Source organism: Natrononativus sp. DTA114 (genome assembly GCF_059736515.1).
Genome location: NZ_JCASSN010000001.1, coordinates 1,366,190 through 1,381,929, shown reverse-complemented (window position 1 = coordinate 1,381,929; position 15,740 = coordinate 1,366,190). Strand labels below are relative to the sequence as shown.

The window sequence follows — 15,740 nt, the reverse complement described above, 5'->3', positions numbered from 1 at the left end:
AGACACCGATTCTTTTCGGGCGCGATTTTTCGTTCGGAGGACGGCGAGTCGCGTGCATTTGGGCCGAACACAGCGGTACGGGTGAACGCCGCGGGCTCGGCTCGCCGGTTACTCCTCGCCCAGGCGCTTCGAGAGCCGGTCGAACCGCTCCTGTGCCCGCTCCCGTCGCTCCCGTTCCTCGTCCGGCCGGTAGGTCGCCTCGAGTCCGTCTTCGAGATCGACGTCGAAAACGGCTCCCTCGTGGCGTCCCTCTTCGGGCAGGTCCGTCACCTCGACGGTGCGCTCGTCGACGACTTTGCCGTCGGCCTCGAGCAACAACACCGCGCTCCCGTCGACGATCCGGTCGAGAACGGCGACGGCGGGTTCGGGTTCGGCGTCTCCCATTACCCGACCGTAGGCGCGCCAGTCACATCAACGGCCGGGTGAACCAGGGAAGCCGCGTCGTCGTCGGCAGGCTTCTCGTCGATGAGATCGTAGCCGTCGGTCGGCCCCTCGCTGGCGGGTTCAACCGTCACCGTTTCGCCGTCGGTCGTCACCACCACGTCGCCGTGAACGGCGGTCCAGTAGGTTTCGATCCCGCGGTCGCCGAAGGCGGCGAGCACCTCGTCGTGGGGGTGACCGTACTGGCTGTCGTACGCGCTCGAGATCACCGCCACCTCGGGGTTCACCACGTCGAGGAACGGATCGGTCGAACTCGTCGAGGAGCCGTGGTGGCCCGCCTGGTAGACGTCGGCGTCGAGGTCGTCGCCGTGTGCGTCGACCATGCGGCTCTCTGCACCGTCTTCGGCGTCGCCGGTCGTGAGGTAGGTCACCTCACCGAACTCGACCGTCAGTGCGACGCTGTTGTAGTGGAGGTCGGTGCCCGATTCCCCTGTCGGTGGATTGTAGAACTCGACGTGGGCGTCCCCGAACTCGAGGCTGTCGCCCTCTTCGACTTCGTAGAGCGGTACGTCGTGGGCCTCGATCGCATCGAGGTAGTTCTCGTACGTCTGTGAGGTGTGGACGACTCCGGAGTCGTAGGCCGCGCCGACGCCGTCGCCCTCGGTCTCGAGGTGTTCGATCACCGCGGCGTGGCCGCCGATGTGATCCGCGTGAGCGTGGGTCGCCACCAGGTGGTCGATTCGGTCGACGTCGTGGGTCTCGAGGGAGGAAATTACGCCGGAGCCGTCCTGTCGCCAGTCGCCCGTGTCGATCAGCATCGTCTCGCCGGAGGGTGCGATCAGCAGCGTGGCGTCGGCCTGCCCGACGTCGATGTGGTGGATCTCGAGGTCGCCCTCGACGGTGGTTTCCTGTGTTTCATCGGTGCTGTCGTCGGTTTCCTCACCCTCGGCTCCATCGGTCGCAGCTGTTCCATCGTCGTCGCTCTCCGACTCGCCGTTGCCATCGCTCTTGCCGCCTTCGTCATCGTCGTCGGACGCCGCCTGGGTCCCCTCGAGGTCGTCACCGTCTTCGGGCGGGGACGGCCCGTCGTCGGCGCCAGTTTCGCCGCCACAACCGGCAAGTACCACCATTGCGGCAACGAAGGCGATCAGTAACGCGCGTCGCATCGTCTCCACCAACGGGTCCGCGTCGTATGCCACTTGTTCTCCGCTGGTGGAACGAACTCCCTCGAAACCGACGCGAGCAGGCGGGTCGTTTAGGTCGCTCGAGGCCGTGACTCGAGTATGGATCTCGTCCTCCTGGCGATCATCGTCGGCATTCCGCTCGTCTGGCACCTCGGGCTGACGGCGTTCGCTCGCTGGGACGCCGGCCGGGTCGGGATGAACCAGCGAAAGTGGACGCTCATCGTCGGTGCGATCCCGCTGTTCGGCTTTTTCATGTACCTCTTCGAGCGCAGCGAACTGTTCTACGATCCCGAGGAGGACCCCTACCGGGGTCACGAGATCAACGTCCACCCCTCCCGGAAGGACGACGTTCGCCCGAACCGGCCGACCGAAGACGACGAGTGACGGGACCGTTCCCCGAAGCGGACGGCGAATCCGGCGACGGTGTCGCGACAGACACCGTTATTACTATCCCGAGAGAAAACCACGCAACGAATGTCTGACCTCGCTATCGAAACCAGAGAGCTCACCAAACGGTACGGCGAGGAAACCGCCGTCGACGGGCTCTCGATCGAAATCCCTCGAGGTCGCGTCTACGGCTTTCTCGGCCCCAACGGTGCGGGCAAGACGACGACGATGCGCATGCTGACGACGCTCACCCGCCCCACCGCCGGGGTCGCCCGCGTCGCCGGCCACGACGTCACCGACCGCGACGCCGTCACGCCCCACATCGGCTATCTCCCCGAGGAGCCGCCCATCTACGACGAACTCACGGGCCGCGAACAGCTCGAGTACGTCGCCGGCCTCCGGGATCTCCCCGCAGCAGCGGCCGACGAGCGCATCGAGGGCCTGCTCGAGCGCTTCGATCTGCTCGAGGACGCCGACAAGCGCATCGACGCCTACTCGAAGGGGATGCGCCAGAAGGTCGGCGTCATCCAGGCGGTGCTCCACGAGCCGACGGTCGCCTTCCTCGACGAACCCACGAGCGGCCTCGACCCGCGGGCTGCCCGCACCATGCGCGAGACGATCGCCGACCTCGCGGACCGGGAGATGACCATCTTTCTGTCGACGCACATCCTCTCGGTCGTCGACGATCTCGCAGACACGATCGGCGTCCTCCACGACGGTCGGCTGGTCGCCGAGGGGACGCCGGACGAACTCAAACGGCAGGCCGAACGCGGCGCCGACGCCGGCGCGGGCAGTCTGGAAGACGTCTTCCTCGAGGTGACGGGCGCGGACGACGACGCCTACCCCGCCCAGTCCTCATGAACCGCTCCCGGACGGTCGCGTTCGTCGCTGCCGTTCGCCACCGCGTCGAACTGCGCCGCCGCCGGAAACACCCCCAGCTGGGGCTCGCGGTCCTCCTCGGGGCGACCGTCGGCGTGCTGGTGATCGTCGGCTCGCTGCCGCTGCCGCTGTACGAGTCGTTCTGGCCCGAACCCGGCGCCTACCACTACGGGACGCTCGTGAGCGAGGAGCCCGCGGCCGTCTACGCGCTCACTCGCGAGATCGCCGCCATCGGCGTCGTCGTCGTCACGGTGCTCGCCTCGCTGGGCGCGACCACGAGCGAGGACTGGGAGGAGCCGCCGGTCGAACTCGTCACGGCGCTCTCGCTGCCAACGGCGATTTCGGGGGTGCTCGTGGACGAACTGCTCGAGAACGCGTGGTTCGTCGGGCCGGTCGCGGTCGCCGGCCCGCTGGCGTTCGCCGCAGGGACGGGGACGCCGGTGACGGCCGTCGGGACGCTGTTCGGCGGCCTCACGGTGGTTCTGACCGGCCTGCTCACCGGCACCGCCGCGGGGCTCGGCGTTCGGGCGGCGATCCGCCGGTCGCCGCGGCTGTACGCCGCCCGCTACGTCATCGGGATCGCCGTCGTCTTCGCGACGTTCATGGGGCTCGCACTCAGCCGAACCGCCGGCGGCGCGCTGGCGGCAACGCCACTGGGGTGGTACGGCGACCTCTTTTTGCTCACGACGCCCCGTAGCGGAGTCGATCCCGCGCTCGCCCTCGCGGCGCTCGCGGCGAGTCTCGCGGTTACGACGGCTGCGGCCGGTGTCGTCTTCGTGGCCGCACGCTCGCTCTGGTTCGCCGAAACCGTTCTCGACGACGGCACCGTCGACGACGACGCAGGCATCGCGGACTCGCTCGTCGCGCCCCTCGAGGGGGCAACGAACCGGCGGACGACGGCCGTCGTCCGGGCGACCTGGCGGCGGATTCGCCGATCGCCGCGGGCGATGATCTACGTCGTGTTGCCGTTCGCGCTGATCGGGCCGCTCACGGCCGAGATCTCGAGCGCGCGCCCGGCGCTCGTTCCGGTGCTGGCGGCGACGTACGCCGCCGCCGCGGTGGGGCTCGGAACGACGCTGAACCCGATCGGCAACGAGCGGATCGCGCTGCCGGTGGTGCTCACGACGCCGGGCGGGCGCGGGGCGGTCCTCCGCGGTCACGCCCTCGCGGCGCTCGTGCCGGGAGTTCCGCTGGTCGTCGCCGTCGCCGTCCTGATGGGGCTCGCCTGGGGATACGCTCCGATTCCGCTCGCTGCGCTCGTGACCGTCGGCGTCTCGCTCGCTGTCGCCGGCGTCGGCGTCTCACTGGGCCTCGGTTCGTTTTTACCCACGCTCGAGGGACCGATGGCCGCCTCGCTGACGCCGCCGGAGCTGTCGGCGATGGTGGCCTACCTCCTGGCGATCCTCCTCCTCGCGCTCCCCGCCCTCGTCGGCTTCGGGGTCGGCGGCACTGCCGGCCTCGGACCCCTCGCCGGGACCGCTCTGACCGCGCTCGGGGCGGCCGTCGCCGGTCTGCTCGGCTACCGATACGCCCGGGGCGCGCTCGAGCGCTACGAGACGGGTGACGCCATCGCAGACACCGCGTAGCGGTCCCCTCGCCGACGAGACCCGGAAGAGTTATTATATGAAATAGTCAATTATTTGTATGGTTTCCCGGGACACTGCCGTTCACGTGGCCGCCGTAATCGCGGCGGTCGTGATCCTCACTACCACGCGACAACTCGGCCTCTGGCCGGAGTCCGGCCCCGCGCCGATGTGGGTGTTTCTCCTGTACTACGGGCTGATCCTCGGCGGTGCCCACCTCTATCTGGCCCTCCGCGGCGAGGACGGACTGGTCCCCGTCGAAGCGCGCTGGCGCTACGTCGGGACCCTCGCCGTGTTGCTCGTCGCCGGCGCCGCGATCTTCTACGGTGGGGGGAGAGCCGTCGGTCCGGTCGCCCTCGAGACGCTCGGCATCGCCGTCGTCGTGATCACGGTGGCCGGCTATCTCATCGTCGAGTCGCTCGAGGGCTACCGCGCGTCGCGGTCGACGTAACCCGAGGCGGTCGAAAAATCGGCTGTCGGGGCTCCCGTTCGTCCGATCCGCTGTCCGTCATTTTCGCTGCAACCGCGACTCGTTTCCGCTGTAACCGCGAACCGTCTGCGGTTGCACCGGTAAACCTGCCCAGCAGACCGTCTCAGTCGTCGGCCGGTGCGGTTTCCGCGCTGCCGACGGTGCCGTCCGGCACCGTTCCGTCGTCGTTCCAACCGCGCTCGTCGTAGTAGCTCTCGAGGGCCTCGTCGAACCCCTCCAGGTCGTCGGCGTACGGCACCGTGTCGTCGGCCCGATCCATGCCGCGCTGGTTGTTGAAGTGGCGCTCGAGGCTCACGACTTCGCCACCGATCTCGAGCAGTTCCTCGTAGTCGGCGTCGAGCAAGGTCTCGAGTCGGTCCGGGGTGACGAAGTCACGGGAGAACTTACAGAGGACGGCGCTGTCCTTGATCGCGTTCAGGTTCTCCTTCTCGATCACCTTCGGCGGTTTGCCCTCGAGGCCCTCCTTGTCGAGCGCCTGGTCCTCGTCGACGAGGGGGTACTCGAGGGCGTAGAACTCCGCGTACATGTGGTCGGCGCCGCGGTTCGAGGTGGCGAAGGCGAGCCCCTGGCCGTTCAGGGTGCGTCCGTCGTGGGCGGGAAACTCCATTCCCTTCGCGGTCCAGTTGTCGACGCCCAGTTCGTCGTGGCAGCGCTCGACGCCCTCCGCGAGCGTGTCCCCGATCCCCTCCCGGTGGGCGATCTTCTCGACGATTTCGTGGATTAACTCGACGTTACCGAACTCGTCCTCGCTCGCGAGGTAGGCGGCGACGACGTCCCCCGCTGAGATGGTGTCCATCCCGAGCTCGTCACAGAGTTTGTTCGACTTCATCACGTCGACGATGTCGTCCACCCCGGAGTTCGAGCCAAAGGCCATCACGGTCTCGTACTCGGGACCCTCGGTCTCGAGGCCGCTCTCCTCGTCTCTCGTCGGCAGTTTGCACGCGAACGCACACGCCGAACAGGTCCCCTTCTTGTACTTCTTCTCCTCGACGCGGTCGCCGCTGATCCCCTGGGCGCCCTCGAAGGAGAGTTCGGAGAAGTAGTGGGTTGGAAGCGCGTTGACGGTGTTCGCGAACTCCGTCATCGAGGAGGTGCCCTGACGTTTCATGATGTGGTCGGACTGGGCGGCCTCGCTGTGAACGTCCATCTGGAGCGGTGGAATCTCGATTTCGCGGGTCGAGTCGCCGTCGAACGTGATCGCCTTCACGTTCTTCGCGCCGAGCACCGCGCCGAGGCCGCCGCGGCCGAACGCTCGCTCGCGGGAGGTCATCAGCGAGGCGAAGCGGACCTCGTTCTCGCCGGCGGGGCCGACGGTGGCGGTGTGGTCCTCCGCGAGGCCGTGTTCGTCTTCGATGTAGTCACAGATCTCGGAGGTTTCGGCGCCAGCTAGATCGGGAACGGCCTCGAACTCGACACCGTCGTCGGTGACGTGGACGATGACGAGGTCGTCGCTTTCGCCCGTGATTTCGACGGCGCCGTAGCCCGCCGCCGTGAAGTTCCGCGAGAGGAAGCCCCCGGCGTTCGACGACAGCAGCCCGTTCGTCAGCGGCGACACCGCCGTCGCCGACATCCGTCCGGTGAAGCTCATCTGGGAGTGCTGGAACGGCCCCGTCGCCAGATAGAGGCTGTTCTCCGGCCCCAGCGGATCGGCGTCGAACGGAATCCGCTCGTGGGCGAGTTTCGTGCCGACGGCGCGCCCGCCGACGTACGACTCGAGGACCTCGTCGATGTCCTCGGTGGTCGTCTCCTGACTGGTGAGGTCGATCGAGAGGAGCGGCCCCTTTGCGTGTTTCATATACACACACTGGCGCACGATTGCGCAAAACAGTGCCGGTTTTTTGCGCTTGACGCCCGCCGATATCGAGCCCCATTGCGAGTCGACGGCTTTTCGGACGCCGGCACGAGTCCCCTCGTATGTCACGCCAGTTGGATCGGCCGCCCGAGTCGTCGCCGGCGGAGCCGACGATCGACGACGTGTTGGCCCAACTCGAGAGTCTCGAGGAGACCGTCGACGCCCCGGAGGAGCAACGCGAGGTCCGGGAGACGATGAAGCTCGTCCGCCGCGTTCCAGGCAACGGCCTCTTCGACTCGGTGATCACGCAGTTCACCCGCAAGGACAAAGCCGAGGCGGGCGTCGGCAGCGTCGTCTTCGGCCTCCCGCTGCTCGTCGAGGACGGCGTCCACGAGATCGGCGCGTTCCTCGCGGCGACGCCCGCGTTCTTCGTGGGCAACCTCCTGTTGGCGACGGCGCTGGTCGTCGGAATCCTTTACGTCGCCGGCTTCCAGGAGGTTCAGATCCACGATCCGTACTTCGGCGTCGTCCCGCGCCGGCCGGTGTGGGTGCTCGCGATCGCCTTTTTCACGGCAGCGATGATGATGACGCTCTGGGGCCGGGTCACCTGGGCGGAGCCCTGGCTCCACCTCTGTCAGGTGTCGGTCGTCTTCACGGCGATGGCCGTCGGCGGTGCGCTCGGTGACATCCTCCCCGGCGAGGACTGACGCCGCTTCGGCGACGGATGTGTGCCGTTGGCGGTGTCGACCGGTCGGTTTCGGCTCCCGTTTTGCCGGTCCATGATCGATTTCGGCGCCCGTCCTTCGGTCGGTACGTCACACCGACGTAAGGTCGATCGTCCGGTGCGGCTCTGTCGTCGATACATCTGTAAAGCTCCTCGAGAAACACGTCTCACTAGATGCTAGGCTACGACTCCGCCTTCGACGTCTACCGCCAGGCGCTGCCGGTGATCCTCGTGAGCCTGGTCGCCGGCCTCTTCGCCGGAACGGTTCTCGGTACCGAGACGATGCGAAACGGTATCGAGAGCGTTCCCGGACTGCTCCTGTTGTTGCCGGCGTTTCTCGCGACCCGCGGCGGCGTCTACGGCTCGCTCGGCGCTCGGCTCTCGAGCGGTCTCCACAAGGGGCTGATCGAGCCGCGTTTCGAGTGGAACGACCGCCTGCGAAACGCCGTGATCGCCTCGTTTCTCAACGGGATCATCGTCTCGGTGTTCATCGCCGTCCTCGCCTGGGCCGTCCTGCTCGCGCTGGGTCGAAGCGGGAGCCTGCTCGAACTCGTGGTGATTCTGCTGGTCGCCGCGCTGTTGAGCGCGGTCGCGATGCTGGGGGTGCTCCTGACGGTGGTGTTCAAGGGCTACCAGCGCGGGCTCGACCCGGACAACGTCATCGGCCCGGTCGTCACGACCGTCGGCGACGTCTTCGGCGTCGCGTTCCTGCTCGTCGGCGTCTACGTTGCGGGGGTGGTACTGTGAGCGCCGACGACGAGCCGGATGCCGACTCCGGCCTCGAGTTGCTGGGCGTCGAGGAGTTTATCGACGAGTGGACCGTCGCGGGGATCGTCACGACGCTCGTGCCGCTGCTCGCCGTCCTCTCGGCGCTCCAGATGGGCTCCGGGGCGGTCCTCGAGACGTTCGAGGATCAACTGCTCGAGAACCCGTCGCTGCTCGTGCTCGTGCCGGTGATGATCGGCACCGCCGGCAACCTCGGCTCGATTATGTGCTCGCGGCTGTCGACGCAGTTGCACCTGGGCACCCTCGAGTTCTCGCCGCGCAATCCGAACGTTCGGGCGAACGTCGGCGCGGTGTTCGGGCTGGCGGCGACCGTTTTCGTCCTCCTCGGGATCGCCTCGTGGGCGATCGGCCGCGCCCTCGGGGGCACCCTGGGGCTCGGCATGCTCCTGTTTATCACGATGGTCAGCGGAATGCTGCTGGCGGCATGGGTCGTCGTCGTCAGCTCCGTCTCCGTCTACGCCTCGTTCCGACTGGGCTACGACCCCGACGACACGACGATCCCGGTCGTCACGAACGTCTGTGATATCACCGGCGTGCTCATCCTCTTCAGCGTGGTCTGGCTCGTCCTGTAGCCGATACCGCGGGCCCGTCCAAATGGCGCGTATCGGACGCGGCCGTCGACCGATCCGGCCTCGTCGTTACTCCTCGCCGTCGTCTTCGGCTGCTTCGGCGTCCCCCCTGAGAACCCAGCGGTCGATCCCGAACGGCTCGAGTTCGACGTCGTCGTCGACGACCCCCTCGAGTGACGCCTCGTAGGTGACCTCCTCGACCGGCTCGTCGATCGAGACGCCCATCTCCGCGATCGTCACCTGACCGGTCGCGTACTCGCTGTCCGGCGGAACGGCGAGTTCGACGGAAACCACGCCGTCGTCGACCGCGGCGTGCTCGACCGTTCCGCCCGCGAACGCGGCTCGATCGACGATCGTCTCCTCGAGCGAGCCGTACTCCTCGAGGGCGGTCACGTCGATGTCGATCGTGATCTCCTCCTCTGCGGGGCGGAGCCACTCGACGTCGATCCGTTGTCGTTGCGTCTCCCAGCCGGTACGTAGGTCTCTCGGAGAAACCGTCGGCGACTGGTTCTCGAGGTCGATGATATCGAACGGTCCCGCCGACCGCGTCTCCGCGTCGTGATTCCGAACCGTGAACTCGTACTCGAGGTCGGTCGCCGGCTCCGCGTTGCTCGTGTCGAGTCCGATCAGCGAGAAGACGGCGACGACGCGCTCGGCCTCGGGGGTCGTCAGAGTTAGCTCGAGTCGCTCCGCGTCGTGGCCCGTCACCGCGAGGTCGAGCCCATCCGCCGAAGTCGTCATTCCACGCTCGGCGTACTCGAGGTCGATTTCGGGCTCCTCGAGGGTGACGCCGTACGACACGAGGAGTTCGACATCGATCTCGAAGACGAGTTCGTCGGTTTCGGACGGAACCGACAGCACCTCGAGTGCGAGGTCGTGCCGGTTGCCGACCAGGTGGGATCGGGGGAACAGAGTCGCACGAAGTCCGCCCTCTGGCTCGTCCGACGGCTCGTCGTCGGGTTCGGGGTCGACGAACTCGTCGTCGTCGACGCCGTAGGGCTCCCGGTCAGCCCGATTACCGTCGAGGGACCCGAGGCCGTCACCACAGCCGGCAACGGTGGTTGTCGCGAGTGTCGCGAGGAGGGCGCGCCGCTGCATACGAGCGATCCGTCTCTCCACTGATATATATCTTCAGGTGCGCACCCGTGGGTCGCCGCCGGCCGGTTTCGACGCCTACTCGTCCTCGTCGTCTTCTGCGTCTTCGTCGTCGACGCCGACACCCTCGCCGTCTCTGATGTCGAACGGATCGACGTCGACCTCGGTCAGGACCGCTCCCTCGAGGCTGGCCTCGTAAACGATGTCCTCGACCGACTCCTCGGCCGTCACGTCGATCCCGACGAGCCAAAACTCACCGCTCACGATCCTGGTATCCGGGTCGGGAACCAGTTCGAGCGAGACGACGCTCTGCTCGAGGGTCGCCTCCTCGATAGCCCCACCCCGCAATCGTGTGCGGTCGACGGTGGCTTCCGCGAGCGAAGCGTGTTCTTCGAGCGCCGAAACGTTGATCTCGAGGTGGAGGGTGTCAGCGTCGGGCTGGATCCAGCCCATCCGCACCGCCTGCCGACGATGATCCGCCCACATCGACTCCGGCCCGAGCCTCGGCTGTCGTTCGTCGAGGTCGACGATTTCGAACGAGTTCAGTATCGCCGCGTCGGCCTCGCGGTCGGGCACCGCGAGTTCGTACTCGAGGCGCGTCGCGTCGTCGGCCTCGCTCGCGTCGAGTCCCGTCAGTGAGAAGGCGCCCCGGACGCCCCTTTCGTCGCCCGTCGTGACGGTCACCTCGAGAACGCTCTCCTCGTACCCCGTCAACTCGGCATCGAGGTCGTCCGACCCCGCTCGCCCCCGGACGAACCCGACGTCGAGTTCCGGGCTATCGACCTCGACGCCGTGGAGATGGGTGAGCATGCCGATATCGAACTCGAGGACGAGTTCGTCGTCCTCCTCGGGAATGTGATCCGCCTCGAACTGAAACTCCTGGACGTCCCCTAAGAGGGAGCCAACGAACACCTCGACGTGTAGCTGGCGATCCTCGTCGTCTCGTTCCTCACCCGCGTCGTCCGGATCGACGTACCCGTCGTCGTCGACGTCGTACGGTTCTCGATCCGAGCGGCCGGACTCGAGGGTGTCGAAACCGTCCGCACAGCCGGCGACGCTCGAGGCGGCGCTGGCGGCCAGCGTTGCGAGGAGGGCACGCCGGTTCATGCGGATTATCGGTAACTCCACTGATATATGTCTTCAGGTCCGCTCCCGTTGGCCGTCTCGTCCGGGACCGGCCTCAGAAGTCGTCGACGAGGTGGGCGTCCGCGGGGTCGAACCCCACCGTGATCTCCCCCGAGAGCGGGTCTCGCGTGCGCACCAGAAGTTCGCGGTCCTGCCACTCGAGGTGAACCCGACTCGTCTCGCCCAGGAACTCCGCGCTGGCGACCGTCGCGAGGAGTTCGTTCTCGGCCGCGCCGATGACGAAGTTCTCGGGGCGGACACAGAACGTGACCCGGTCGCCCGCCGAGAGCGTCCGATCGGTGGCGATCTCGAGTGTCTCGCCACGGACCCGGACGGTCGCTCGCTCCCCGTTGCCCGCCGCCCACGTGTCGACTACCTCGCCGTCGAACACGTTGTTGTCGCCGATGAACGAGGCGACAAAGGGCGTCTCGGGCCGTCGGTAGATCTCCTGTGGCGGGGCGACCTGATCCGGCCGTCCCTCTCGCATCACCGCGACGCGATCGGAGATAGCGAGCGCCTCCTCCTGGTCGTGGGTAACGTAGACGGTCGTGATCCCGAGTTCGCGCTGAATTTCTTTCACCTGTACGCGGAGGCGCTCGCGAAGCTGTGCGTCTAAGGCGCTCATCGGCTCGTCGAGCAGCAAGACGTCGGGGCCGGGCGCCAGCGCGCGGGCGATGGCGACGCGCTGCTGTTGGCCCCCCGAGAGCTGGTCCGGCTCGCGGTCTTGCATCCCCTCGAGGTCGACTAACTCGAGCAGTTCGCGCACTCGCTGGTCGTTCGACACCCCGTCCGGCGGGTCGGCGAATTTGAGTCCGTAGGCGACGTTCTCGCCGACGCTCATGTGGGGAAACAGCGCGTAGTTCTGGAAGACGACGCCGACGTCGCGGTCCTCGGGCGGGACGCCGGTGACGTCCGTTCCACGAAAGCGAACGATGCCCTCGGTGGGCGCCTCGAAGCCGGCGATCAGCCGCAGGGTGGTCGTTTTCCCGCAGCCGGAGGGGCCGACGAGGGTGAAGAACTCGCCCTCGCGCACCGCCAGGGAGACGTCGTCGACGGCGGTCGTTTCCGCGTACCGTTTGGTGACGCCCTCGAGCTCGAGGGCGATCGGCGCATCGGGACCGGGTGCGTCGGCGATCCGGTCGCCCTCCGTAGATGCAGGTGTGGGAGTGGAAACGCCACCCGAGCGATCGCTTCCCCGCTCGTCAGATCCCAAAGCTCTCACCTCCGAGCCGGTCGAGGACGACGAAACTGATGCTCGTGATCACGAGGAGGACGGCGCCCATTGCAGTTGCGGGTCCGAGCCGACGCCCGATGAACCGTTCGATCGCGACCGGCATCGTATACTGGTCGGTGCCCGTCGCGAGGACGACCGTCGAGGAGAACTCGCCCATCGAGATAGCGAAGGCGAAGGCGGCGCCGGCGACGACCCCCGGCCACACCAGCGGTAGTTCGACGTCGACGAGCGCCCGCCAGCGCGAGGCGCCCAGCGCCCGCGCGGACTCGATGAGCGAGCGGTCGATTCCCTCGAGCCCCGGCGCCACGGTCCGGACGACGAACGGGTAGCCCGACACCGCGTGGGCGGCGACGATGGCGACCGCGCCGCCGACGGCGAAGCGCCAGCCGGCGACCTCGATGCCGAAGACGGGGCCACGAAGGAGGCCCAGTCCGACGATGATCCCGGACACCGCGAGGGGAGCCATCGCCACCGCGTCGATCAGCTTTCGGCCGCGGTAGCGACGGGTCGTCAGCACCGAGACGACGACGCCCATCGGGAGCGCGATGGCGAGGGAGCCGGCGGCGAACAGCAGCGAGTTCCTGATCGCGGGCCAGGGACGCACCTGAAACGCAGCGCCGGTCGCCTGGCGCTCGGCGAGGAAGCGGTAGTGATCCAGCGTGAACCCGCCGGGCGTTGAGACGCTCGCGTAGAGCATGCTCGCGATGGGGAAGACGAAGACGAACAGCGCGATCACCGCGTAGACGGCCAGTCCCGCGCGGGGAAGGAGCTCTCGGACCGAGAGCGTCGGCGGCGCGAGCGACCGCCGTGGGAGCGGGCGGATGCCCCGCGAGCGGACGGCGTGGCTGGCCTCGTACCGGAGGTAGGCGTAGAGGATGCCGAGCGTGATCACGAGTTCGATGATCGCAAGCGCGGCCGCCTCGGCGTAGTTCAGGTCCCGAACCAGGCGGTAGACGAACACCTCGACGGTCGCCAGCTGGAAGCCCCCGAGCGCGAGCACGATCGGGAACGTCCCGAAGGTGAACACGAAGGTGAGCGCCGCCCCCATCATCACCGCGGGGTAGAGCTGCGGGGCGATCACGTCCCGGAACGCGCCCATCGGACTCGCCCCCAGACTGCGGGCGGTTTCGACGGCGCTCGCGTCGACTGACTCCCAGGCGGCGGTCGTCACCCGCGCCACGAGGGGGGCGTTGTAGAAGGCGTGGGCGATCAGGATCGCCTCGAGCGTGAACAGCAACTCGACCGGCCCCAGGCCGACGACGCCGAGGACGCCGTTTAACGTGCCGGTGCGGCCGAAGGTGGCGACGAACCCCACCGCGACCATGATCGACGGCAGCACGAACGGCAGGATCGTCAGCGACCGAAGCAGCCGCCGCCCGCGGAACTCGTAGCGCGCGAGCAGGTAGGCGGCGGGCACGCCGAGGGCGACGCTCAGCAGCGTCGAGAGGAAGGCCTGGTAGGCCGTAAAGCCGATGATCCCGATGCGGCGCTCGCCGGCCAGCCAGTCGCTCGCGACCGCGATCGGCGACTCGCCGGCGAACAACCGGGCGAGGTCGCCGAAATAAAACGGGTCGCGCAGGATCTCGAGAAAGATCGCGAGCGTCACCGTTCCCTCGACCAGCACCGACTCGACGAACACGGTCGCCACGGGGTAGTAAAACAGGAGGCAGAGCACGGCCGCGGTGACGACGGCGGCGACGGCGATCGCCCGGCGCTCGAGTCGGTCGCGAACGCGGTAGCCGCCCGCTTCGTCCCCGCCGTCGTCGCTCGCAGCCGGTTCGTTCGACGGCTCGGCCTCCGAGGGAACCGGCCGCGGATCGGCGGTCACGCGGCCACCCTCCGGAACGGTTCACCTGGTCTCCGCCCGCAGTCGGTTCGCGTCCGTCCCCTCGAGAGCGAAACCCCTATCCGGGATTCAGCCGAACCGCCGCCCATGACCGTCTTTGCCCTGCTGCGCGTGACGCCGATCACCGACGACGACGTTACCGAAGACGTCGCGGCCGCGATCGACGCCCTGGAGGACCACGACGTCTCGTACGAGACGACGCCGATGGCGACGACGATCGAGGCCGAAGACGTCAGAGAGCTGTTCGCCGCCTGCGCGTCGGCCCACGAGGCCGTCGACGCCGCCGAGGTCCAGACGCTCGTCCAGGTCGACGACAAGCGCGAGAAGACGATGGCCGCGAGCGAGAAGGTCGACTCCGTCGAGGCCGAACTCGGCCGCGAGGCGAAAAGCGACCGCGAATAGCTCGCCGCTCGAGGCCGGCGTCGAGCGCCGCCGCTCGCTCGAGGCGGCTGCCCGCTCGCTCTCCTCGTCTCGTCAGCGGCCACCGGCGATCTCCCGGCCCCACTCGTCGACCCAGTCGTCGAGATTCCCCGAGAGCTCTTCGTAGTCGAAGAAAACGATCTCCTCGGGCTCTTCGGCGTACTCCCGGTAGACCTCCGGCGGGGTCGCCTCCTGGTTGACGGGGCCGGTGACGTTCCGCTCGGCGATGCCGGCCTGGATGTCGGGCTCGAGGATGAAGTCCATGAACTCGTAGGCGAGCTCCTCGTTCGACGGGCCGGCGAAGGGAGCCATTCCGAGCATGTTGGCGTAGGCCTCACCGTTGAGGAAGCCGACCTGGTGTTTGTCGAGGTCGTTGCCCGCCCGCTTCGCGTACACCCGGTCGTTCGAGTAGGAGACGACGACCGGGATCTCGTCGTTCTGGAACTGCGGGTAGAGGTCGCTCCAGGAGTTGGTGATCCGCACGTCGTTCTCGAGGAGGTCGTTCCAGTACTCGAGGTAGCCGTCCTCGCCGAACTCGTTGATCGTCCACAGCAAGAACAGCAGGCCGGTCGTCCCCTCCTGGGGGTTCGGAACGCCGAACCGACCCTTGTACTGCTCGTCGAGCAGCGCCTCGAACGAGTCGGGGTTCTCGGCCTCGTGGCCGTTGTAGACGATGCTACAGAAGCTCCGATAGCAGGGGATCGCCCGCCCCTCGGGGTCGAAGTAGTACTCCTCGCCGATGTCTTCGGCGTTCTCGAGGCGATCCTCGTCGGTTTCGGCGAGCAGGCCGCCGTCGGTGCTCTCGTCGATCCGGACCAGGTCGTGGGGCCGAACGCCGAGGTAGACGTCGGCGTCGATCCCCGCATCCGCGTTGTGTCGCTCGATGAAGTAGTTAACCTCCTGTTCGGGGGCGCTCCATTCGAGAGTCGCGTCGAAGCGGTCGTCGAACTGCTCTTTGACCCACTCGCCCGCGCTGTCGCTGGGCGCGTCGATGAACGAGCCGTAGGTCGCGACGGTGAGCGTGTCGCCGCCGTCGTCTCCGGTTGCACCGTCGTCGGCGCTGTCGCTATCGGCGCTATCGTTGTCGCTGCCGTCGTCGTCGTTTCCACCCTCGTCGTCGACCTCGCTGATACAGCCGGCAAGGCCGAGCGCGGTCGTCGTCACACCACTCGCGAGAAACGTCCGTCGGTTCATTACTCCGTGGTCGTACCCGGTGATACGTAAGGGCCGCGATCCGCTTCGAAA

General features: G+C 67.5%; 16 protein-coding genes. 8 read left to right on the top strand and 8 right to left on the bottom strand.

The window, feature by feature from the left end; all coding sequences use genetic code 11:
• Positions 1–108: 108 nt before the first annotated feature.
• Both AC6I6S_RS07105 and AC6I6S_RS07100 read right to left on the bottom strand, forming a co-directional pair.
• Positions 109–384: a DUF3006 family protein gene (locus AC6I6S_RS07105; RefSeq protein WP_497949036.1), complete on the bottom strand. Its 276-nt coding sequence runs from the start codon at positions 382–384 to the stop codon at positions 109–111.
• Positions 384–1,547 carry a ComEC/Rec2 family competence protein gene (locus tag AC6I6S_RS07100; RefSeq protein WP_497949309.1) on the bottom strand — a complete coding sequence of 388 codons (1,164 nt, stop codon included), beginning with the start codon at positions 1,545–1,547 and terminating at the stop codon, positions 384–386. Before AC6I6S_RS07100 ends, AC6I6S_RS07105 begins: the two co-directional genes overlap by 1 nt.
• Positions 1,548–1,664: 117 nt before the next feature.
• Between AC6I6S_RS07100 and AC6I6S_RS07095 the strand changes: the two genes are divergently transcribed.
• The 4 genes from AC6I6S_RS07095 to AC6I6S_RS07080 all read left to right on the top strand — a co-directional run bounded on the left by AC6I6S_RS07095 (position 1,665) and on the right by AC6I6S_RS07080 (position 4,865).
• The gene (locus AC6I6S_RS07095) at positions 1,665–1,949 is read left to right on the top strand and encodes a hypothetical protein (RefSeq protein WP_497949035.1); all 285 of its coding nucleotides are present in this window, start codon (positions 1,665–1,667) and stop codon (positions 1,947–1,949) included.
• A 90-nt stretch (positions 1,950–2,039) separates the two neighbouring features.
• Entirely contained in the window at positions 2,040–2,813 is a 774-nt protein-coding gene (locus AC6I6S_RS07090) for an ABC transporter ATP-binding protein (protein WP_497949034.1), read from the top strand.
• Complete coding sequence (locus AC6I6S_RS07085) at positions 2,810–4,417, top strand: hypothetical protein (protein WP_497949033.1); 1,608 nt, start codon at positions 2,810–2,812, stop codon at positions 4,415–4,417. The genes AC6I6S_RS07090 and AC6I6S_RS07085 overlap by 4 nt, the downstream gene beginning before the upstream one ends.
• A gap of 58 nt (positions 4,418–4,475) precedes the next feature.
• Positions 4,476–4,865, top strand: coding sequence for a hypothetical protein (locus AC6I6S_RS07080; protein WP_497949032.1), 390 nt, complete (start codon positions 4,476–4,478; stop codon positions 4,863–4,865).
• A gap of 142 nt (positions 4,866–5,007) precedes the next feature.
• On the opposite strand, the gene AC6I6S_RS07075 is transcribed toward AC6I6S_RS07080, so the two are convergent.
• Positions 5,008–6,699 carry an aldehyde ferredoxin oxidoreductase family protein gene (locus AC6I6S_RS07075; RefSeq protein WP_497949031.1) on the bottom strand — a complete coding sequence of 564 codons (1,692 nt, stop codon included), beginning with the start codon at positions 6,697–6,699 and terminating at the stop codon, positions 5,008–5,010.
• Between the two features lie 119 nt (positions 6,700–6,818).
• Between AC6I6S_RS07075 and AC6I6S_RS07070 the strand changes: the two genes are divergently transcribed.
• From AC6I6S_RS07070 to AC6I6S_RS07060, 3 genes are all read left to right on the top strand, one after another.
• Positions 6,819–7,403 carry a DUF2391 family protein gene (locus tag AC6I6S_RS07070; protein WP_497949030.1) on the top strand — a complete coding sequence of 195 codons (585 nt, stop codon included), beginning with the start codon at positions 6,819–6,821 and terminating at the stop codon, positions 7,401–7,403.
• 191 nt (positions 7,404–7,594) lie between these two features.
• The gene (locus tag AC6I6S_RS07065) at positions 7,595–8,167 is read left to right on the top strand and encodes a magnesium transporter (RefSeq protein ID WP_497949029.1); all 573 of its coding nucleotides are present in this window, start codon (positions 7,595–7,597) and stop codon (positions 8,165–8,167) included.
• 38 nt (positions 8,168–8,205) lie between these two features.
• The gene (locus AC6I6S_RS07060; protein ID WP_497949308.1) at positions 8,206–8,778 is read left to right on the top strand and encodes a magnesium transporter; all 573 of its coding nucleotides are present in this window, start codon (positions 8,206–8,208) and stop codon (positions 8,776–8,778) included.
• Between the two features lie 66 nt (positions 8,779–8,844).
• On the opposite strand, the gene AC6I6S_RS07055 is transcribed toward AC6I6S_RS07060, so the two are convergent.
• The 4 genes from AC6I6S_RS07055 to AC6I6S_RS07040 form a co-directional block, all read right to left on the bottom strand.
• Positions 8,845–9,873: a hypothetical protein gene (locus AC6I6S_RS07055; protein WP_497949028.1), complete on the bottom strand. Its 1,029-nt coding sequence runs from the start codon at positions 9,871–9,873 to the stop codon at positions 8,845–8,847.
• A gap of 75 nt (positions 9,874–9,948) precedes the next feature.
• Complete coding sequence (locus tag AC6I6S_RS07050; protein ID WP_497949027.1) at positions 9,949–10,977, bottom strand: hypothetical protein; 1,029 nt, start codon at positions 10,975–10,977, stop codon at positions 9,949–9,951.
• Between the two features lie 73 nt (positions 10,978–11,050).
• The gene (locus AC6I6S_RS07045; RefSeq protein ID WP_497949307.1) at positions 11,051–12,130 is read right to left on the bottom strand and encodes an ABC transporter ATP-binding protein; all 1,080 of its coding nucleotides are present in this window, start codon (positions 12,128–12,130) and stop codon (positions 11,051–11,053) included.
• Positions 12,131–12,197: 67 nt separating this feature from the next.
• Positions 12,198–14,057: an ABC transporter permease gene (locus AC6I6S_RS07040; RefSeq protein ID WP_497949026.1), complete on the bottom strand. Its 1,860-nt coding sequence runs from the start codon at positions 14,055–14,057 to the stop codon at positions 12,198–12,200.
• A gap of 105 nt (positions 14,058–14,162) precedes the next feature.
• Between AC6I6S_RS07040 and AC6I6S_RS07035 the strand changes: the two genes are divergently transcribed.
• Positions 14,163–14,477, top strand: a complete 315-nt coding sequence (locus AC6I6S_RS07035; RefSeq protein WP_497949025.1) for a thiamine-binding protein — start codon at positions 14,163–14,165, stop codon at positions 14,475–14,477.
• Between the two features lie 72 nt (positions 14,478–14,549).
• Here the strand turns inward: AC6I6S_RS07035 and AC6I6S_RS07030 are convergent, their stop codons facing one another.
• Positions 14,550–15,689 (bottom strand): thiamine ABC transporter substrate-binding protein, encoded by a 1,140-nt coding sequence (locus AC6I6S_RS07030; RefSeq protein WP_497949024.1) that lies wholly within the window; start codon positions 15,687–15,689, stop codon positions 14,550–14,552.
• Positions 15,690–15,740 lie beyond the last annotated feature (51 nt).

What these genes read in the sequence shown, in the direction of transcription:
- AC6I6S_RS07105 (WP_497949036.1), bottom strand. Translation starts at nt 384, where the DNA reads ATGGGAGACGCCGAACCCGAACCCGCCGTCGCCGTTCTCGACCGGATC.
- AC6I6S_RS07100 (WP_497949309.1), bottom strand. Translation starts at nt 1,547, where the DNA reads ATGCGACGCGCGTTACTGATCGCCTTCGTTGCCGCAATGGTGGTACTT.
- AC6I6S_RS07095 (WP_497949035.1), top strand. Translation starts at nt 1,665, where the DNA reads ATGGATCTCGTCCTCCTGGCGATCATCGTCGGCATTCCGCTCGTCTGG.
- AC6I6S_RS07090 (WP_497949034.1), top strand. Translation starts at nt 2,040, where the DNA reads ATGTCTGACCTCGCTATCGAAACCAGAGAGCTCACCAAACGGTACGGC.
- AC6I6S_RS07085 (WP_497949033.1), top strand. Translation starts at nt 2,810, where the DNA reads ATGAACCGCTCCCGGACGGTCGCGTTCGTCGCTGCCGTTCGCCACCGC.
- AC6I6S_RS07080 (WP_497949032.1), top strand. Translation starts at nt 4,476, where the DNA reads ATGGTTTCCCGGGACACTGCCGTTCACGTGGCCGCCGTAATCGCGGCG.
- AC6I6S_RS07075 (WP_497949031.1), bottom strand. Translation starts at nt 6,699, where the DNA reads ATGAAACACGCAAAGGGGCCGCTCCTCTCGATCGACCTCACCAGTCAG.
- AC6I6S_RS07070 (WP_497949030.1), top strand. Translation starts at nt 6,819, where the DNA reads ATGTCACGCCAGTTGGATCGGCCGCCCGAGTCGTCGCCGGCGGAGCCG.
- AC6I6S_RS07065 (WP_497949029.1), top strand. Translation starts at nt 7,595, where the DNA reads ATGCTAGGCTACGACTCCGCCTTCGACGTCTACCGCCAGGCGCTGCCG.
- AC6I6S_RS07055 (WP_497949028.1), bottom strand. Translation starts at nt 9,873, where the DNA reads ATGCAGCGGCGCGCCCTCCTCGCGACACTCGCGACAACCACCGTTGCC.
- AC6I6S_RS07050 (WP_497949027.1), bottom strand. Translation starts at nt 10,977, where the DNA reads ATGAACCGGCGTGCCCTCCTCGCAACGCTGGCCGCCAGCGCCGCCTCG.
- AC6I6S_RS07035 (WP_497949025.1), top strand. Translation starts at nt 14,163, where the DNA reads ATGACCGTCTTTGCCCTGCTGCGCGTGACGCCGATCACCGACGACGAC.
- AC6I6S_RS07030 (WP_497949024.1), bottom strand. Translation starts at nt 15,689, where the DNA reads ATGAACCGACGGACGTTTCTCGCGAGTGGTGTGACGACGACCGCGCTC.